The 17,998-nt window shown below is 70.0% G+C and carries 15 protein-coding genes; 8 read left to right on the top strand and 7 right to left on the bottom strand.

Going from position 1 to position 17,998, the window contains the following annotated elements:
* The first annotated feature begins 56 nt into the window (after window positions 1–56).
* Window positions 57–1,286, top strand: coding sequence for a cysteine desulfurase family protein (locus AC1MED_RS12895; protein WP_479783671.1), 1,230 nt, complete (start codon window positions 57–59; stop codon window positions 1,284–1,286).
* Here AC1MED_RS12895 and AC1MED_RS12890 read toward each other — a convergent pair.
* Complete coding sequence (locus AC1MED_RS12890) at window positions 1,283–2,533, bottom strand: NAD(P)/FAD-dependent oxidoreductase (protein ID WP_479783669.1); 1,251 nt, start codon at window positions 2,531–2,533, stop codon at window positions 1,283–1,285. The genes AC1MED_RS12895 and AC1MED_RS12890 overlap by 4 nt on opposite strands.
* A 175-nt stretch (window positions 2,534–2,708) precedes the next feature.
* Here AC1MED_RS12890 and mnmA point away from each other — a divergent pair, with 175 nt between their 5' ends.
* The 7 genes from mnmA (at window position 2,709) to AC1MED_RS12855 (ending at window position 11,847) form a co-directional block, all read left to right on the top strand.
* Window positions 2,709–3,833 carry a tRNA 2-thiouridine(34) synthase MnmA gene (mnmA, locus tag AC1MED_RS12885; protein WP_479783667.1) on the top strand — a complete coding sequence of 375 codons (1,125 nt, stop codon included), beginning with the start codon at window positions 2,709–2,711 and terminating at the stop codon, window positions 3,831–3,833.
* Window positions 3,834–4,609: 776 nt separating this feature from the next.
* Window positions 4,610–6,244, top strand: coding sequence for an ABC transporter substrate-binding protein (locus tag AC1MED_RS12880; protein WP_479783665.1), 1,635 nt, complete (start codon window positions 4,610–4,612; stop codon window positions 6,242–6,244).
* A gap of 132 nt (window positions 6,245–6,376) precedes the next feature.
* Window positions 6,377–7,468, top strand: a complete 1,092-nt coding sequence (locus AC1MED_RS12875; protein WP_346959726.1) for an ABC transporter permease — start codon at window positions 6,377–6,379, stop codon at window positions 7,466–7,468.
* Between the two features lies 1 nt (window position 7,469).
* Window positions 7,470–8,504, top strand: a complete 1,035-nt coding sequence (locus tag AC1MED_RS12870) for an ABC transporter permease (protein ID WP_346959725.1) — start codon at window positions 7,470–7,472, stop codon at window positions 8,502–8,504.
* Complete coding sequence (locus tag AC1MED_RS12865) at window positions 8,501–10,216, top strand: ABC transporter ATP-binding protein (RefSeq protein ID WP_346959724.1); 1,716 nt, start codon at window positions 8,501–8,503, stop codon at window positions 10,214–10,216. The genes AC1MED_RS12870 and AC1MED_RS12865 overlap by 4 nt, the downstream gene beginning before the upstream one ends.
* 152 nt (window positions 10,217–10,368) lie before the next feature.
* Window positions 10,369–10,806 (top strand): chorismate mutase, encoded by a 438-nt coding sequence (locus AC1MED_RS12860; protein WP_346959723.1) that lies wholly within the window; start codon window positions 10,369–10,371, stop codon window positions 10,804–10,806.
* A gap of 9 nt (window positions 10,807–10,815) precedes the next feature.
* Window positions 10,816–11,847 (top strand): uroporphyrinogen decarboxylase/cobalamine-independent methonine synthase family protein, encoded by a 1,032-nt coding sequence (locus AC1MED_RS12855; RefSeq protein WP_346959722.1) that lies wholly within the window; start codon window positions 10,816–10,818, stop codon window positions 11,845–11,847.
* Between the two features lie 3 nt (window positions 11,848–11,850).
* On the opposite strand, the gene AC1MED_RS12850 is transcribed toward AC1MED_RS12855, so the two are convergent.
* From AC1MED_RS12850 to AC1MED_RS12825, 6 genes are read right to left on the bottom strand one after another with little or no spacing between them, the layout of a single operon-like run.
* Complete coding sequence (locus AC1MED_RS12850) at window positions 11,851–12,561, bottom strand: DUF4166 domain-containing protein (RefSeq protein ID WP_346959721.1); 711 nt, start codon at window positions 12,559–12,561, stop codon at window positions 11,851–11,853.
* Window positions 12,562–12,577: 16 nt separating this feature from the next.
* The gene (locus AC1MED_RS12845; protein WP_346959720.1) at window positions 12,578–13,870 is read right to left on the bottom strand and encodes a DUF58 domain-containing protein; all 1,293 of its coding nucleotides are present in this window, start codon (window positions 13,868–13,870) and stop codon (window positions 12,578–12,580) included.
* A 3-nt stretch (window positions 13,871–13,873) separates the two neighbouring features.
* Window positions 13,874–14,890: an AAA family ATPase gene (locus AC1MED_RS12840; protein WP_479783661.1), complete on the bottom strand. Its 1,017-nt coding sequence runs from the start codon at window positions 14,888–14,890 to the stop codon at window positions 13,874–13,876.
* Window positions 14,887–16,044, bottom strand: coding sequence for a DUF4350 domain-containing protein (locus AC1MED_RS12835; RefSeq protein WP_479783659.1), 1,158 nt, complete (start codon window positions 16,042–16,044; stop codon window positions 14,887–14,889). The genes AC1MED_RS12840 and AC1MED_RS12835 overlap by 4 nt, the downstream gene beginning before the upstream one ends.
* Window positions 16,041–16,754 carry a DUF4129 domain-containing protein gene (locus AC1MED_RS12830; RefSeq protein WP_479783657.1) on the bottom strand — a complete coding sequence of 238 codons (714 nt, stop codon included), beginning with the start codon at window positions 16,752–16,754 and terminating at the stop codon, window positions 16,041–16,043. Before AC1MED_RS12830 ends, AC1MED_RS12835 begins: the two co-directional genes overlap by 4 nt.
* Window positions 16,751–17,800, bottom strand: a complete 1,050-nt coding sequence (locus AC1MED_RS12825) for a DUF7847 domain-containing protein (protein ID WP_479783655.1) — start codon at window positions 17,798–17,800, stop codon at window positions 16,751–16,753. Before AC1MED_RS12825 ends, AC1MED_RS12830 begins: the two co-directional genes overlap by 4 nt.
* Between the last annotated feature and the right edge of the window lie 198 nt (window positions 17,801–17,998).

Genomic DNA, 17,998 nt, shown 5'->3' with positions numbered 1-17,998 from the left:
CCCCTCCGCGGTGCCGTCCTGCGGTGCCGGGCAAGCCGCCACGGTAGAATTGGGCTGTGCCCGTATACCTAGACCATGCCGCCACCACACCGCTAGCCGCGGAGGCGCTGGCTGCCCTGACGCGTGAGCTGGCCCGCACCGGCAACCCGTCCTCGCTGCACGGATCGGGCCGCCGGGCCCGCCGGGCCGTCGAGGATGCCCGCGAGACCCTGGCCGCCGCGGCCGGAGCACATCCCTCGGAAGTCATCTTCACCTCCGGCGGCACCGAGGCCGACAACCTGGCGGTCAAGGGCCTGTACTGGGCCCGCCGCGCCGAGGATCCGCGGCGGACCCGCATCCTGTGTTCCGCCGGCGAGCACCACGCGGTGTTGGACACCGTCGAATGGCTCGAGCGGCATGAAGGCGCCGATGTGCGCTGGCTGCCCGTCGATGCCGACGGCGTCCTGGATCTGGGCGCGCTGGCGTCGGAGCTGGCCGACGACCCCGCCTCGATCGCCCTGGTCACCGTCATGTGGGCCAACAACGAGGTGGGCAGCATCCAGCCCGTCGCGGAGATTGTCACGCTGGCGCACGCCGCCGGCGTACCCGTCCACTCCGACGCCGTGCAGGCGTTCGGCTCCGTGCCTGTCGATTTCCGTGCAACCGGCCTGGACGCCATGTCCATCTCGGCGCACAAGATCGGCGGCCCGGTGGGCGTCGGCGCCCTGCTGCTGGGGCGCGCTGTGACGCTGACGCCGGTCCAGCACGGCGGGGGACAGGAGCGCGACGTGCGCTCCGGCACCCTGGACACGGCCTCGATCGCGGCCTTCGCCGCCGCGGCGGAGGCCGTCACCGGCAAGCTTGCCGCCGAGTCCGCACGGATCGCCGCGCTGCGGGACCGGCTGATCGATGGCGTCCGCGCGGCCGTTCCGGAGGCCGTGCTGCGCGGAGCGCCCGGCCCCGGCCGGCTGCCGGGCAACGCGCACTTCACCTTCCCCGGCTGCGAGGGCGACTCGTTGCTGTTCCTGCTGGACCTCGCCGGGGTGGAATCCTCCACCGGCTCCGCCTGCACCGCCGGTGTGCCGCGACCCTCCCACGTGCTGCTCGCCATGGGCCTGGATGAGGACACCGCCCGGGGCGCCCAGCGCTTCACTCTCGGCCACGCCTCCACGGAGGCCGACGTCGATGCCCTGCTGGCGGCCCTGCCGGCCGCCTATGCGCGCGCCCGCCAGGCCGGCATGGCCGGACACGAGTCCAGCATCCAGACCGCGGGCACCGTCGCCCGCCAGGCCGCCGCCCGGGGCTAGGCCCCCTGCTCCGCGAGAAGCTGCGCCAGCGGAATATCCGGATCCGCCAAGGCCGCCGGGCTGACAGCGGCGCGTGCCGTGATCAGGGCCTTGATGGTCTGCTGCGGCTTTTCCGAGCGCGGCCAGTTGACGCTCATTCCGGCCACCACACGGCCCCCGCGCTGCCAGAAGGCGAGGAATTTCCGCTCCGGCAGTGAACCCCGGAGCACGGGCGGCCCTTCGATCAGGCCAGGGAAGCCGGAATACTCCATGCTGACGTCGTACTGGTCCGTGTAAAAGTAGGGAATGGTGTCCAGTACTGCGTCCCGGCCGAGCATCGCCCTGGCGGCAATTTTCCCGCCGTTGAGCGCATTGGACCAGTGTTCGCTGCGCTGGTGCCTGCCGGTGAAAGGGTGCAGGGCGTTGGCGACGTCGCCGGCGGCAAAGACGCCGGGAGCGGACGTCCGCAACGAGGCATCCGTGAGGATCCCGTTCTCCACTTCGATGCCGGCGGCCGCGGCGAGCGACGTCTCGGGGACAACGCCGACAGCGATGACCACCAGGTCGGCGGCCAGGACCTCGCCGGCATCGGTGCTGACGGCCGTGACCCGGCCGGCCTCGCCCCTAATCTCGGCAGCCGACGCCGGGAGGCGGAACCGCACGCCGCGGGACTCGTGCAGCGAGCGGAAGAAGGCTCCCAGTTCGGGACCGATTGCCGCGGCCAGCGGCACATGTTCGAGGCCCAGCAGGGTCACGGTGTTGCCATAGGAATTCGCCGTGGCCGCCAATTCCATCCCGATCCAGCCGGAGCCGACCAGCACGACGTTCCGGCCACCTCCTGCGAGAGCCTCCCGGAGCCGGCGGCTGTCCTCGAGGGTGCGGAACGTCATAACGCCGTCGAGCTCGCTGCCGGGCAGCGGAATCGTGCGCGGATACGCGCCGGTGGCCAGCAGGAGCGTGGAATAGGGCAGCCGCGCGCCGTCGGCGAGGGCCACCGTGCGGGCGTCCGTGTCCAGCGCGGTGACCCGGACGCCCAGCCGCAGGTCGACGTCGTGCTCCGCGTACCAGCTGGGCGGGACCACAGGCAGCGCCTCGTCGCCCTCTTTGCCCAGCAGGTATTCCTTGGACAGCGGTGGACGCAGGTAGGGGGCATGGGATTCGCCGGCGAGCAGTGTGACCGGTCCGGCGAAGCCTTCCGCCCGGAGGGTCTTGGCGGCGGTGGCTCCGGCCAGGCCGCCGCCCACGATCACGATGTTTTCGACAGCCATCTTTGCCCGTCCCGCCCGTGTCCACGACGCCTACGGAGTTCTAAAACCACTACTTTCGACTTTAGAAGCGGAGGGCCGGGCCGTCAAGGCTTTTGGGGAGGATTCGGCGTGGCGATAGAATGGGTTGGCGGGCAGCGTCTTCCCGCAAGCCCCCTAATTCCTAGAGAAAGCCAGCATGCGAGTTCTTGCAGCCATGAGTGGCGGCGTTGATTCCGCCGTCGCCGCAGCCCGCGCCGTCGAGGCCGGCCACGACGTCGTCGGGGTCCACCTGGCGCTCTCCCGCATGCCCGGAACGTTGCGTACCGGCAGCCGCGGCTGCTGCACCATCGAGGACTCACGTGATGCCTGGCGGGCGTGCGACGTGCTCGGCATCCCGTACTACGTGTGGGATTTCTCCGAGCGATTTAAGGAAGACGTCGTCCAGGACTTCATCGACGAATACGCTGCCGGCCGCACGCCCAACCCCTGCATGCGCTGCAACGAGCGGATTAAGTTCGCGGCCCTGCTGGAGAAGGCGATCGCGCTCGGATTCGACGCAGTGTGCACCGGCCACTATGCCAAGGTGATCACCGACGCCGAGGGCAACCCCGAGCTGCACCGTGCCGCGGACTGGGCCAAGGACCAGAGCTACGTGCTCGGCGTCCTCACCCACGAACAGCTCCGGCACTCGATGTTCCCGCTCGCGGACACCCCTTCCAAGGCCGAGGTCCGCGCCGAGGCCGAGCGCCGCGGGCTGTCCGTGGCCAACAAGCCCGACAGCCACGACATCTGCTTCATCCCCGACGGGGACACCGCCGGCTGGCTGGCCGAGAAGATCGAAATGACCTCCGGCGACATCGTGGACGAATCCGGCGCCAAGGTCGGCGAGCACCCCGGTGCCAACGCGTTCACCGTCGGCCAGCGGCGCGGCCTCAAGCTGGGCACCCCGGCCGCGGACGGCAAGCCGCGCTTTGTGCTGGAAATCCGGCCGAAGGAAAACAAGGTGGTGGTGGGTCCCGAGGCGCTGCTGGCGATCGACGAGATCCGCGGCATCAAGGTTTCCTGGGCCGGACTGCCGATCGCGGAGATCGCCACCGGCGAGGAGTTCGACTGCCACGCCCAGGTCCGCGCCCACGGCGACCCGGTGCCGGCAACTGCCCGGATGGAGCACGCCGGCGGGTCCGGCGACCTCGTGGTCACGCTGAAAGAACCGCTGCGCGGCGTCGCCCCCGGCCAGACCGTGGTGCTCTACCAGGGCAGCCGGGTGCTGGGGCAGGCCACCATCGACGCCGCCCGGTCGCTGCAGCGCGCCGCACTCTAACCGCCCGCTGGCCGTAACCGCCGCGAGCGTCCTGCGGCCCGTCAGGTGGCTTTCGGGCTCTCCGGCAACCCCGCGTCCGGGCCCACTCCCCAGCCCGGGCGAGGAGCATGCCCATTCCCCGGCCGGCGCTCGGGACATGCCCATCTGCAGGCACCCACCGCCGCGGGGCATGTCCATGTTCCGGGGGAGCGACTGGGCACGTTGCCATTCTGTTCACTCCGCGGCCTGCCGATGGGACATGTCCGCTGCCGTGCCTGGAGGAGGAGCATGTCCATTTTGCGGGGGAGCGGCTGGGCACGTTGCCATTCTGTTCACTCCACGGCCTGCCGATGGGACATGTCCGCTGCCGGGCCCGCAGGAGGAGCATGCCCATTTTCCGGAGCAGCGACTGGGCACGTTGCCATTCTGTTCACTCCGCGGCCTGCCGATGGGACATGTCCGCTGCCGGGCCGGGAGGAGGAGCATGTCCATTTTCCGGGGCAGCGTCTGGGCACGTTGCCATTCTGTCCACTCCGCGGCCTGCCGATGGGACATGTCCGCTGCCGTGCCTGGAGGAGGGGCATGTCCGGCGGCCGCGGGGTGCCGAGGATCGGGGCCTTTCGCTGAAGAAAACGATGAGTTCCGTGGAATCGTGTAAATTTTGTGTCTCAACTCACAAGATATTGCGATTCACGCCATGGTCTTCTGGTTGAATCTAGGAATCAGGACAGTGGGCGCCCCTCGAGTCAAGCTACTTCGGGCTGCGCACTAGTACTCATCGAACAGAAAGTTCACAGATGGCAATGAACAAAAAGGCCCTGCAGAGCGCCATCGCGCTCGCCGGGGTTTCCGCCTTTGCATTGACGGCCTGCACCGGCCCTTCCGGCGGCGGAACGGCCTCCGGCAGCGCCGCAGGCGGAGGCACCATTACGTACGGCACCACGGACAAAGTCGTCACCCTCGACCCGGCCGGCTCCTACGACGCCGGCTCATTCATGGTGATGAACCAGATCTACCCGTTCCTGATGAACTCCAAGCCCGGAACGGCTGACTCCACCCCGGACATCGCCGAGTCCGCCTCTTTCACGAGCCCGACGGAGTACACCGTCAAGCTCAAGCCGGGCCTCAAGTTCGCCAACGGCCACGCCCTGACGTCCTCCGACGTGAAGTTCTCGATCGACCGCGTCGTCAAGATCAATGACGACAACGGCCCGGCGTCGCTGCTGGGCAACCTCGCTTCGGTGGAAGTCAAAGACGACTCCACCGTCGTTTTCAAGCTCAAAGAAGGCAACGACCAGGTCTTCCCGGGCGTCCTCGCCGCGAACGCCGGCCCGATCGTCGACGAAGAGGTCTTCGCCGCCGACAAACTGATGAGCGACGACGACATCGTCAAGGGCAAGCCCTTCGCCGGACCGTACACGATCGAGAGCTACAAGAAGAACGAGCTCGTCAGCCTCAAGGCGAACCCGGACTACCAGGGCCTGCTCGGCAAGCCGGCGAACGACGGCGCCACGATCAAGTACTACGCGGACTCCAACAACCTCAAGCTCGATGTCCAGCAGGGCAACATCGACGTCGCCGGCCGCAGCCTGACCGCGACCGACGCCGCCGACCTCGAGAAGGACTCCAAGGTCAAGGTCCACAAGGGCCCGGGCGGCGAGCTGCGCTACATCGTCTTCAACTTCGACACCATGCCGTTCGGCGCCAAGTCCGCCGACGCCGACCCGGCCAAGGCCCTCGCCGTCCGCCAGGCGATGGCCAACGTCGTTGACCGCGACGCGATCGCCACCCAGGTCTACAAGGGCACCTACCTGCCGGCGTACTCCGTCGTTCCGGACGGCTTCGTCGGCGCCATCACCCCGCTCAAGGAAATGTACGGCGACGGCAGCGGCAAGCCCAGCCTCGACAAGGCCAAGAAGGCCTTCAGCGACGCCGGCGTCACCGCGCCGGTCACGCTGAAGCTGCAGTACAACCCGGACCACTACGGCAAGTCCTCCGGCGACGAGTACGCCATGATCAAGGAGCAGCTGGAGAAGTCCGGCCTGTTCAAGGTTGACCTGCAGTCCACCGAATGGGTTACCTACTCCAAGGACCGCACCAAGGACGTCTACCCGGTTTACCAGCTCGGCTGGTTCCCCGATTACTCCGACGCCGACAACTACCTGACCCCGTTCTTCATCCCGGGCAACTTCCTCAAGAACCACTACGAAAACCCCGCCGTCACCGAGCTGATCAAGAAGCAGCTCACGACCGTGGACAAGGGCGAGCGCGAGAAGCTGCTCGGCGAGGCGCAGACGGCCGTTGCCAAGGACCTCTCCACGCTGCCGCTGTTGCAGGGCGCCCAGCTGATGGTCGCCGGCAAGGACGTCCAGGGTGTCGAAAAGACCCTCGACGCGTCGTTCAAGACCCGTCTTGGCGTGATTTCCAAGTAGGTCCATTCCCCATCCGGTCCTGACCAGCCAAGGAGGCGGGGCGCCTGCGCGGCGTCCCGCCTTTCTTGCTGAGAGCAGGACAACCGATTCCGGAGGCCCACGAAGCCGATGGAAACACACATTTAGGTACCAATGACAACACTTATTGAGGCGCCGCCCAGCGACGCCGACGGCCTATTGCCGACAAAGAAGAAGGCGTCCGGTGGGGGACTGGGCCAATACATCCTGATCAGGTTCCTGCTGATCTTCCCGACGATCCTCATTCTCGTGACGATGGTGTTCTTCCTGATGCGAATCACCGGTGATCCCATCACCGCTGCCCTGGGCGGCCGGCTCCCGCCCGAACAGCTCGCAGAACGAATCGCCTCGGCCGGTTACGACCGGCCCATCTTCGTGCAGTACTTCGAGTACCTTGGCCAGCTCATGTCCGGGAACCTGGGCACCACGCTCTCGGATAACCGGCAGGTCGTGGAGGTATTGACTACCTACGGTGCCGCGACACTGGAACTGGCCGTCAACGCCGTTATCGTGGCCCTGCTCGTCGGCATTCCGCTGGGCATGATCGCCGCGCACCGCCGGGACAAGGCCCCCGACGCCGTGCTGCGGATCATGGCCATCCTCTTTTACGCAACGCCCGTGTTCTTCGCCGGCCTGTTGCTCAAGCTCACGTTCTCGGTCTGGCTCGGCTGGCTTCCGGTTGCCGGGCGGGCCAAGACCTCCACGGAACTTGCCCTCACCGCGCTCCAGGCGCCCACCGGCATCTACTGGCTCGACGCGCTCCGCAGCGGCAATTTCAATGCCCTCGGCGACGTCATCGCCCATGCGGTGCTGCCCGCCCTCGCGCTGGGCCTGCTGACCGCCGGAATCTTCCTGCGGCTGGTGCGCACCAACGTGATCGGCACGCTCGGCAAGGACTATGTGGAAGCCGGCCGTTCACGCGGCGTCAGCGAATTCCGCCTGGTGACCAAGCACGCCTACAAGCCTGCGCTCATCCCCATCATCACCGTGATGGGCCTGCAGATCGCGGTCCTGCTCGGCGGCGCCGTCCTGACCGAGACCACGTTCGAATGGAAAGGCCTCGGTTTCCAGCTCGCCAGCTATCTCACCGCGCGCGACTTCGTGGCCGTGCAGGGCATCGTCGTCCTGCTTGCCGTGATCGTGGCCGTCACCAACTTCATCGTGGACATCATCGCCGCGCTGATCGACCCCCGCGTGAGGTACTGACATGAGCATCGAACCCAATAGCGTCAACGACAACCGCCGGGAACCCTGGTTCGGGAAGCTGCCGGTCGTCTCCCACTTCAACAAGAGTGTCGGCCTGCAACGCGGCATGCTCGTCGCCGGGCTCATCCTGACGTCGCTGTTCCTGCTGACCGCAATTTTCGCTCCGCTGATCGCGCCGTTCGGCTTCTCCCAGATTTCCGACGCCGACGGCGGCTTCCCCGCGCAGCAGGCCCCCGGCGGCAAGCACCTCCTCGGCACCACCGTCGGCGGCTACGACGTGTTCTCCCGCGTCGTGTGGGGCGCGCAGACCGCCGCGCTGGTGATTGTGGTGGCCGTGATCATGTCCATCTTCATCGGCGTCATCCTGGGCCTGGTCAGCGGCTACATCGGCGGCTGGCTGGACCGGATCCTCGTGGTCATCGCCGACGCCGTGTACGCCTTCCCGTCCCTGTTGGTCGCGATCGTGATGGCGATCGTGATCAGCGGCGGCCGTTCCAGCCTGTGGGGCGGCATCCTGGCCGCGGCGATCTCCATCACCGTGGTCTTCATCCCGCAGTACTTCCGCGTGATCCGGGCCGAAACCATCCGGCTCAAGGCCGAACCTTTCGTTGAATCGGCCAAGGTGGTGGGCGCGTCCAATATCCGGATCATGACCCGCCACATCTACAGGAACGCCACCCGCACCCTGCCGCTGATCTTCACGCTGAACGCCTCCGAAGCCATCCTCACCCTCGCGGGGCTGGGCTTCCTGGGCTTCGGCATCGAACCGACCTCGGCCGCTGAATGGGGTTTCGACCTTAACAAGGCGCTTGCGGACACGACCTCCGGTATCTGGTGGACGGGTGTCTTCCCCGGCCTGGCCATCGTCCTCACCGTGCTGGGGCTCACCCTGGTCGGCGAGAGCATCAACGACCTCAACGACCCGCGCCTTCGGGGCCGCAAGAAGGCCGCTTCCGGCAAAGCCGGACCCGACACTGCCGGACCCGGTAGCTCCAGCGCACCGGCCGCGGACACAGCAGAAGTGAGAAGTTCATGAGCACCAATCTCGGCTCCGTTTCAGACCAGCACACCCGGGGCTCCGGACCGGTGCTGGACATCGACCACCTGAGGGTCACGTTCGCCACCGACGCCGGGGACGTCTACGCGGTGAAGGATGTCAGCCTTGAGGTCAACCCCGGCGAAGTCGTCGCGATCGTGGGCGAATCCGGCTCCGGCAAGACCGTCACCGCCAAAACCATCCTGGGGCTGCTGCCGGAGACGGCGATCAGCTCCGGCGCGGTCCTGATCAACGGCAACAACGTGATCAGCGTCAGCGCCGCGAAGCTGCGGGAAATCCGCGGCCGGGACGTGGCCATGGTGTTCCAGGAACCCTCGACGGCGCTCAACCCGGTCTTCACCGTGGGCTGGCAGATCGCCGAGGGCATCCGCGCCCACGCCGGACACGGGGGAGCCGGCCGGGTCAGCGCCAAGGAGGCCAGGTCACGGGCGATCGACGCCCTGCGCAAGGTGGGCATCCCGGATCCGGAAACCCGGGTCGATTACTATCCGCACCAGTTCTCCGGCGGCCAGAAGCAGCGCGTGGTGATCGCCGCCGCGCTGGCGCTGAACCCGGGCCTCATCGTCGCGGATGAGCCGACGACCGCGCTGGACGTCACGGTGCAGGCGGAAATCCTGGAACTTCTGCGCAACCTCCGGGACCAGTACGGCACCTCGATTGTGCTCATCACGCACAACATGGGCGTCGTCGCGGACCTCGCCGACCGCGTCGTTGTGATGTACCAGGGCGACGTCGTCGAAGAAGCCAGCGCACGGGTGCTCTTCGCGGAACCGAAGCAGGACTACACCAGGAAGCTCCTCGCCGCCGTCCCGCACCTGGGCCGGAACTCCGCCTCGGCCGGCATGACCGAGCGCGCCCACCAGGGCGGCAAGGTGCTGGTCGAGGCCAAGAACCTGACCATCGAATACCCCGGCCGGCTGGGCAGTCCGGCGTTCAAGGCCGTGGACGGGGTGAGCTTCACCCTGTCCGAGGGCGAGGTCTTCGGCCTCGTGGGCGAGTCGGGCTCCGGCAAGACGACGATCGGCCGCGCCATCGCGGGCCTGAACCGGACCACGGGCGGCAGCCTGAAGGTGCTGGACTACGAGATGCTCAATCTCAAGGAGCGCACCTTCAAGCCGCTGCGCAAGCAGATCGGCTTCGTCTTCCAGGACCCGGCGGCGTCGTTCAACCCGCAGCTCACCATCGGGGACTGCATCGCCGAGCCGCTGATCATCCACACCAAGCCGACGCCGGCGCAGGCCCGGCAGCGGACCCGCGAACTGCTCGAAGCCGTGCAGCTGCCCGCCGCGTACGCCGACCGGTACCCGCACGAGCTCTCCGGCGGCCAGCGCCAGCGCGCCTCGTTGGCGCGGGCGCTGATCCTGAACCCGAAGCTGCTGATCGCCGATGAGCCGACGTCGGCCCTGGACGTTTCGGTGCAGGCGAAGGTGCTGGAGCTGTTCAAGGAGATCCAGGCCGAATTCGGTTTCGCCTGCCTCTTCATCAGCCACGACCTCGCCGTGGTGGACATCCTCTCGCACTGGGTTGGTGTCCTCTACAAGGGCAAGATGGTGGAACAGGGCCTTGGAAACCAGGTGATGGGCCACCCGCAGCACGACTACACGAAGAAGCTCATCGCGTCTCTGCCGGTTCCTGACCCGGACGAGCAGGCCCGGCGCCGCGAGCAGTTCCGCGCGGTACTCGGGGCCTGACAGCCCGGCCGGGCATGCGGCGCCCTGAGGTGCGCTGCCGCGAAGGGGCCATGCCCGCCGTTCACGAACGGCGGGCATGGCCCCTTTTCGTTGCCTTGCCGCGGCCGCTTAACACCCGGAAGGATTTGTGCGCCAGCGCCTAGACTGGACGAATGACCGAGCAGAACCAGAACCTCCCCGACGCCGATAGCTACGACCCCGCCGCCAGCTCCCTGGCCGGGCAGGTGGACCCCGCGGTGATGGCGGAGCTGCTCTCGATCCGTTCGAGTATCGACAATATCGATGCCACGCTCGTCTTCCTGCTGGCCGAGCGGTTCAAGGCGACGCAGAAAGTCGGCTTCCTCAAGGCCGCGCACAAGCTTCCGGCCGGGGACCCGGGACGGGAGACGGCACAGATCGCGCGCCTGCGCCGGCTCGCCGCCGAAGCCCACCTGGATCCGGCGTTCGCGGAGAAGTTCCTGAACTTCATCATCGGCGAGGTGATCCGCCACCACGAGGCCATTGCGGAGGACCACCAGGCGGCGGCCCACCAGGCCGCTGCGCAGCGGTCCACGGCTGACGCGGACCCCGCCGTCGCCGCCGAAGCGTAGCAGTTGCCGGTGCCAGAGATCCCCGGCCAGGTCACGGCCACCGCCCTGGGGCCGTGGCCGGGCGAAGACCCGGTCGAGGCCGCCCGCATCATCCGCGGCGAGCTGGGCAGCCCGCACCTGCCCTTCCTCGCCGAGCTCCCCGACCGGGGCGTCGGTTCGGACGCCCTGGGCCGCACTGCGTCACTGCTGGAAGGCCTCGCCGTCGACGTCCAGCCCTACGGCTGGCGGCTCGTCGACCGGCCTGGCAAGGACCTCCTGCGCGCCCGGTCGGCCCTGTCCACTGATCTCAACGTCCTCGCCGACGTCGTTGGGGCCGAGGACACTCCGGCCGCGGAGCTCAAGCTCCAGCTGCGGGGCCCGGTCAGCCTCGCCGCCGGGCTGCACCTGCACAACGGGGAACGGGCCCTGATTGACCACGGCGCACGGCGGGACCTCGCGGCCTCGCTCGCCGCCGGTGTGGGCGCCTACCTGCGCCGGGCTGCCGCCGCGGCGCCGGGCGCGAGCCTGGTGGTGCAGCTCGACGAGCCGGACATCGCCGCCGTCATGGCCGGCACCATCCCCACTTCCAGCGGCTACCGCACCCTGCGCGCGGTCGCGGGGTCGGAGATCACCGAATCGTGGCGGCTCGTCATCGACGCCCTGCGGGCTGCCGGCGCGGCCGAGATCGTGGTCTCCGTGCCGGAAGTGGAGGCGCCCTTCGACCGGATCCTCGCCGCCGGCGCGGACGGGTTCGCGGTGCCCCTGCGGGCCCTGACCTCCCGCCAGTGGGAACACATCGCGGGCGCGGTGGAGTCCGGGAAACGCTTGTGGGCCGGGACCCTGCAGGTCGACGATCCCGCCGCGGCGCTGCCGCGTGTGCCCCAGGCTGTCGAAACGCTCTGGCGCCCGTGGCGCCAGCTCGGGCTCCCGGCCACCGCGCTGGGCTCGGTGCGGGTCACGCCGTCGGCAGGCCTCGCCGGCTACACGCCGCAGTCCGCGACGGCGGTGCTGACCCGGCTGACGCAGCTCGCGGACGGGCTGAACCAGCTCGCGCTCGGCTAGGACCTACACGCGGCTTTCCCAGCGGTCGGGCCGTGCGCGTTCGGGAAGATGGCCCGGCGCCGCGGCAGCGTCCGGGTAAGGCTCCAGCCGGTAGTCGAAGTGCCCGGCGTAGACCAGCACCAGGCCGATCTGCGGCTGGATCACCTTGACCTGGATCCGGTGCCGGCCCTCGTCCGGCTCCCACCACTGCTCGGCGTACGCTTTGGCGTCCAGGGCGTCCGGCAGCGGGATCCGCAGCGGGCCCAGGAACAGCCGGGAGGCCTCCGAGACGCCGCGCAGCCGGCCTTCCGGCGTGACGCTGAGGTTGAGGTCGGTGACCAGCCGGCGGTACCGGCCGACGTAATCCACCAGCCGCGGGGTGCCGGCGGAGGAGTCCAGGCTGGTGGTGTCATGGAAGATCCTGGTGGTCTGCGGAAAGAAAATTTCCCGCCGGGCGGTCAGGCTGGAACGTCCGAACGGGTCAAGATGGGCGTGGTTCTCGATCCGGAACCTGATGCCCTCGCCGTACTCCGGGAAGAACGCCTGCTCGCCGGTCGCCAGCCGCAGCAGCGGACGCAGCCAGCGCTGCCGGCACCCGACGACGTCGAAGACGCCTTCGCCGACGCCGTAATGGCCGGAACCCGGGGCGAGCGAGAAATAGTCCTGCAGTTCGGGTTGCAGCCGGGAAAAGTCCGGCCCGAGGCCGAGCCGGTAGATGGGGTCGTAACTGGTCACGGCATCCTCCTGGGGGTCACAGCCGTCCGGCGGCCTTCAAACGAATGTACGCGTCCGCGAGCGCCGGCGGCAGCTGCGCCGGTTCGGCGTCGACGACTTCGACGCCCGCGTGGCGCAGCTGGGCGCTGACCGCCTCGCGTTCCAGCAGGGCGCGTTCGGCCGCGGCGGCGCGGAAAACACCGGTGGCGGTCGAGCGCTCGCGCTGCATTTCGCCGAGCTGGGGGTCGCGGACCGAGGCGACCACCACCACGTGCTGCTGCGCGAGTTGTGCCGCCATCGGCAGGAGCCCCTCTTCGGGGGCGCCGCCGTCGAGCGCGGTGAGCAGCACCACGAGGGAGCGGTGCGCCGACACGGAGCGGACCCGGGCCGGTATCTGCGGCCAGTCGAGTTCAATGAGTTCAGCCTCCAGCGGGACCATGGCCTGGACCAGCTGTCCGAGCAGGTTTCCCTTGGCCGCGGAGCCGGCCTGCGCCCGGAGCCTGCGGTCGAAGGCGAGGAAGTCCACCCGGTCCCCGCCCCGTTCGGCCAGGACGGCCAGCAGCAGCGCCGCTTCGATGCCGGTGTCGAGCCGCGGCTCGTCGGCGATCCGGGCGGCGGCGGTGCGGGAGGTGTCCAGCAGGATGACGACGCGGCGGTCCCGTTCCGGCCGCCAGGTCCGGACCACGACGGCGGAGCGGCGCGCCGTGGCGCGCCAGTCGATGGAGCGGACGTCGTCGCCGCGCACGTAGTCGCGCAGGGAATCGAATTCGGTGCCGGCGCCGCGGATCTGCACTGCCGCCTTCCCGTCGAGCTCGCGCAGCTGGCGCAGCTTGGAGGGGAGGTGCCGCCGCGAGTGGAACGGCGGGAGCACCCGGAGCGTGCCCGGGCACGGGAAGGTGCGCTGCCGGGCGGCCAGGCCCAGCGGGCCGAAGGCGCGGACCGTGACGTGCGCGGCGGCCAGTTCACCGCGCCGCGTGGGCTGCAGCGTGACGGTCACCCGGCGGCGCTCGCCGGGCGGGACCAGCAGGGGCTGGACCGGGTTCCGCGCGCCGGCCGAGGGCTGCCAGGCGTCCCGGACCAGCCCCCGCAACATCCGGCGCCCGGCGTTGGCCACCGTGAGCACGGACTCGGCCTGCCCGGCCAGCGGGACGCTGCCAGCGTCGTTGCGCTGCACCGAGACCTGCCGCAGCGGTACCGCGAGCGCCAGGTCCAGCAGCACGGCGGCAAGCAGCAGCAGGCCCACCAAGGCAGCGGAGCCCCAGCCGGGCAAGAGCGCCACCGGGATCAGGCCCAGCAGCGCCAGCACCACGAAGCGTCCGGAAACTGCCATGGCTCAGCGCGGCACGGGGACGGAGGTGAGGATGCTGCCCAGCACGCCGTCGACCTGCACGCCGTCCATCTGCGCTTCGGGGCGCAGCGCCACCCGGTGCCGCAGGCAGGGCAGGGCGAGGGCCTTCACGTCGTCGGGGGTGACGAAGGTCCGGCCGGAGAGCCACGCCCAGGCGCGCGAGCCGTTCAGCAGGGCGGCGGCGCCGCGCGGCGAGACGCCCAGCTGGAAGGACGGCGCCGCGCGGGTGGCGCGGACCAGGTCCACGATGTAGGCGAGGACCTCAGGGCCGATCTCGACGGCGGCCACGGCGTGCCGTGCCTGCTCCAGCTCGGCGCGGCCGGCCACCGGGCGGACCCCGGCGGCGGCCAGGTTGCGCGGGTCGAAGCCGGCCGCATGCCGCCGGATCACCTCGATTTCGTCCTCCCGCCCGGGCAGCGGCATGGTCAGTTTGAGCAGGAAGCGGTCCAGCTGGGCCTCGGGCAGGGGGTAGGTGCCCTCGTACTCCACCGGGTTCTGCGTGGCCGCCACGATGAACGGCGTCGGCAGCTGGCGCGAGACGCCGTCCACCGACACCTGCCGCTCCTCCATCGCTTCCAGCAGCGACGCCTGGGTCTTGGGCGGCGTCCGGTTGATCTCGTCGGCCAGCAGGATATTGGTGAAGACCGGGCCTTCGCGGAAGCTGAACTCCGAGGTGTGCGAGTCGTAGACGAGCGAGCCGGTGACGTCGCCGGGCATCAGGTCCGGGGTGAACTGGATCCGCTTGGTGTCCAGGCTGAGGGCGGCCGAGAGGCTGCGCACCAGCAGGGTCTTCGCTACCCCCGGCACCCCCTCGAGCAGCACATGGCCGTGGCACAGCAAGGCGATCAGCATCCCGGTGACGGTGGCGTCCTGCCCGACGACGGCCCGGCCGACCTCGCGGCGCACGTCCAGCAGTGCCTGCCGGAGGGGGTCCCGGTCCCGGGAATCCCACAGCCCGGGGGCTTCCGGGGCGTGCGTGGAGACGCTTGGCTGATCATTCATCGGGCGTGTACCTCTTTCTCTAGTCGGTCCAGCTCCTGGGCCCAGCGCACGAGGTCGGCCTCGGCGCGGGGTGTGGCGTCGAGGACAGCGGCGACGGTTTCCGGTGCCCGGTCCAGGTGCCGGGCGGCCGCGTCAGAAACGGCTGCGGCCCCGGCGTCCGGTCCCAGCCGGAGCGTCCTGGCCAGCCGCACCAGGGTGCCGGCGCGGAGGACTTCGGCGGCATGGTCGACGGCGCGGGCGTCGTGGTAGAGGCGGGCCCGTCCTTCCGCCGTCTCCACCGCCTTGACCACCACGGGGAGCGGCTCGAAGACCAGGGGACCGAGCCTGCGGCCGCGCCAGAAGACTGCGAGCACCGCCACGAAGGCCAGCCAGGGCCCCAGGACGTGGGTCCAGGGCGCGGCGAGCTGATCGAGGGTCACCGGTTCCCTCGCGGCGGGAACGTCGGCGATCCCGGGCAGATACCAGACCAGCCGTGGCTCCGCTCCGAGGGTCCGCAGCACAAGAGCGGCGTTGCCCTGGTCGGCGAGGGCCCCGTTGCTGAGGATTTGGGTGCTGCCCAGGACCACGGTCCGGCCGTCCTCGCTGCCGGCGTAGAGGCCGCCCCCGCCGTCGCGCGGCGCGTAGCAGACCACTTCTCCGTCGTAAAGGTAGCCGTTCGCGGCCGAGACCGTGCCGGCGGCGGCAGGGTCCGAAAGACCGCAGGCCGGGGCGAGCGCCCCGGTGCCGTCCCGAACCACTCCGGCCTGCACGATCCCGCCGCCCACGCCCTGCAGCGTGTTCAGCCGGGGCGTCATCACCACCAGCCGGTCCGCGGCACCGCCCAGGTACTGCAGCTGGTCGCGGCCGAGGTAGCCGTTGCGGTCGTAGAGCAGGACGGTGGTGCGCTCGCCGGCGTGTCTGGCGGCCTCCAGCGCCTGGCTGGCCGCCTCCAAAGAGTCCTGCTGCTCCACGTTGACGCCGTGGCGGCGGAGGATTTCCGCGGCGGCCTGCGCTCCTTCCGGGGCAGGGTTGCGGGTGGACAGCGCCGTCCGGTCGCCGCGGGGCTGCAGTTGAAGGACCGCCGTGAGAACCAGCGCGGCGACAAAGACGACGCCGAGCACGGTCCAGGTGCGGTGCCGGCGCAGCCAGCGGCGCAGCGTCGACACGCCGGTCACAGCGGCCTGACAAGGGCGTCCGCGCCGGTGCCCTGATAGTCCGGAGTGGTGCCGGCCAGCGCCGCGTCGAGCTCGGCCAGTGCCGCATGCTCGTCCGGGCCGGCCGCCGCGCCGCCGTAGCGGACGGCGTCGAAGGTCAGTGCCGCGCCCTGCAGCCCCCCGGCGTGCGCACCGAAGGCACGGCCCAGTCGGGCGGCGGCCTCGCCGGCGGTCCGTCCGGGTTGCCGGTCCAGGACGGTGCGGTCTTCCGCCGCGCGGACCAGGGCCCGGAACTGTTCGACGACGGCAGCGGGCCAGTCCCCGCGGGCGGCCGCTTGCGCGGCGCGCTCACGGTGCGCCGCCGGGGTCAGGTCCGGGCCGGCGTCGAAGACGTCCTTGACCGCGGGGTTCCGGGCGTTGAGCCGGGGCCGCACCACCAGGACGGCGACGCCGATGACCACGGCGGCGATGATCAGCAGCAGCGGCACGGCATAACCGCCGTCGCCGCCCGGGGCGCCGTTGCCGGTCAGCGTCCGCAGCCAGCGGGCGAACTCGGCAAGCGCATCGTCGAGCCAGCTGGGCTCGGCGGCGCGGTACGGCGCCTTCGCGAGTTCTTCCGCGGCCCAGCGCCCGGCTTCGTCGCGTCCGGGAAGCACCGGTGGTTCCTGCTGGAACTGTGCGGACAGCGCCGCCCCGGCACGGTCCGCCGCGAGGGCGCAGATACCCGTCATCCGCGGAACGGGGGAGAGCCGTAGGGCGGCTGCTGCCAGGCGGAGGTGTCCCCGCGGACCACCGCCGGACCCCGTCCCGGGACCCCGTCCGGGTCGCTGCCGGTCTCCAGCTGCCGCAGCAGGCACAGGTCCAGCCCGTCCTTGCGCATCCGCAGGTCCAGGTAGACGAGGGCGACGGTCGAGGTCTGGAAGGCGAAGCCCAGGGCTGCGACCAGGGCGCCGACCACAGCCCCGATGACGGTGACCATGATCCGGACCCCCTGCGACTCACCCTCGCCGCCCTGGGCGAAGACCGTGGCCCCGATGCCGCTGCCGAGGAGGTTCACGGGAATCAGGATGATCTGGGTAAGGACGCCAACGAGCAGGCCGACCACCAGGGTCACGCCGAGGATGCGCCACCAGTTGCCGCGCGTCAGCTGCCAGGAGCGGCGCAGGCCGGCGGCCGCGCCGATCTCCTCGACCACGATCGCCGCGGGCGCGACGAGCAACCGTGCGGCGAGCCAGACCAGCCCAATCGTGAGGGCCAGAAACAGGAAAACCAGGGCCAGCGCGGCAGCGCGCTCCAGGACGCGCACGAGCGCCACCGTTCCCACCACCACGACGGCGGCGACGGCGGCCACCCCGAGGACCAGGAGGCCGGCGAACCCCAGCAGGGCACCGGTCCGGGAGCGTGACAGGGTCCACATCTGGCGGAAACCCGTCGACCTGTTCAGCAGCGAGCGGGCCACCGGAACCGCCATCGCGCCCTGCATAACGACCGACATCAGGACGGTCAAGAGCATCAACACCAGGCCGACGCCGGCGATGCCGAATACGAGGGCCGCCGCCTGCGAGGGGCCGGTGCCCTCCAGCCACGGAGCCGGCGACCACCCGGAGACGGCACCGGTCTGCGCGACGGCGGAGACGACAGAGCCGAGGCCCTGGGCGATCACGCCCGCGCCCAGCATGGCCGCGGGATTGCGCCTGACGGTCTGGAAGGCGCCGTCCAGGATTTCGCCCAGCATCAGGGGGCGCAGCGGCACAATGCCGGGCTTCGGCGGGGCCACGTAGCGGGGCTGGCCGTAGGGCGACAGGTGAGGGGAGCCCGGGCCGGGGAAACCCGGGCCCGGAAGCTGCCCGCCCCACTGCGGTTGCTGTCCCCACTGGGGTTGCTGTCCCCACTGCGGCCGGTTGTCCCACGGCGGCTGCTGGGCCGGAGGGGGCGGCGGCGGGGTTCCCCACTGCGGTTGCTGCCCCCACTGAGG

The organism is Arthrobacter sp. BI5, from assembly GCF_056680065.1.
The sequence above is the reverse complement of the archived record's forward strand: the minus strand, read 5'-3'. Positions and strand labels throughout refer to the sequence as shown.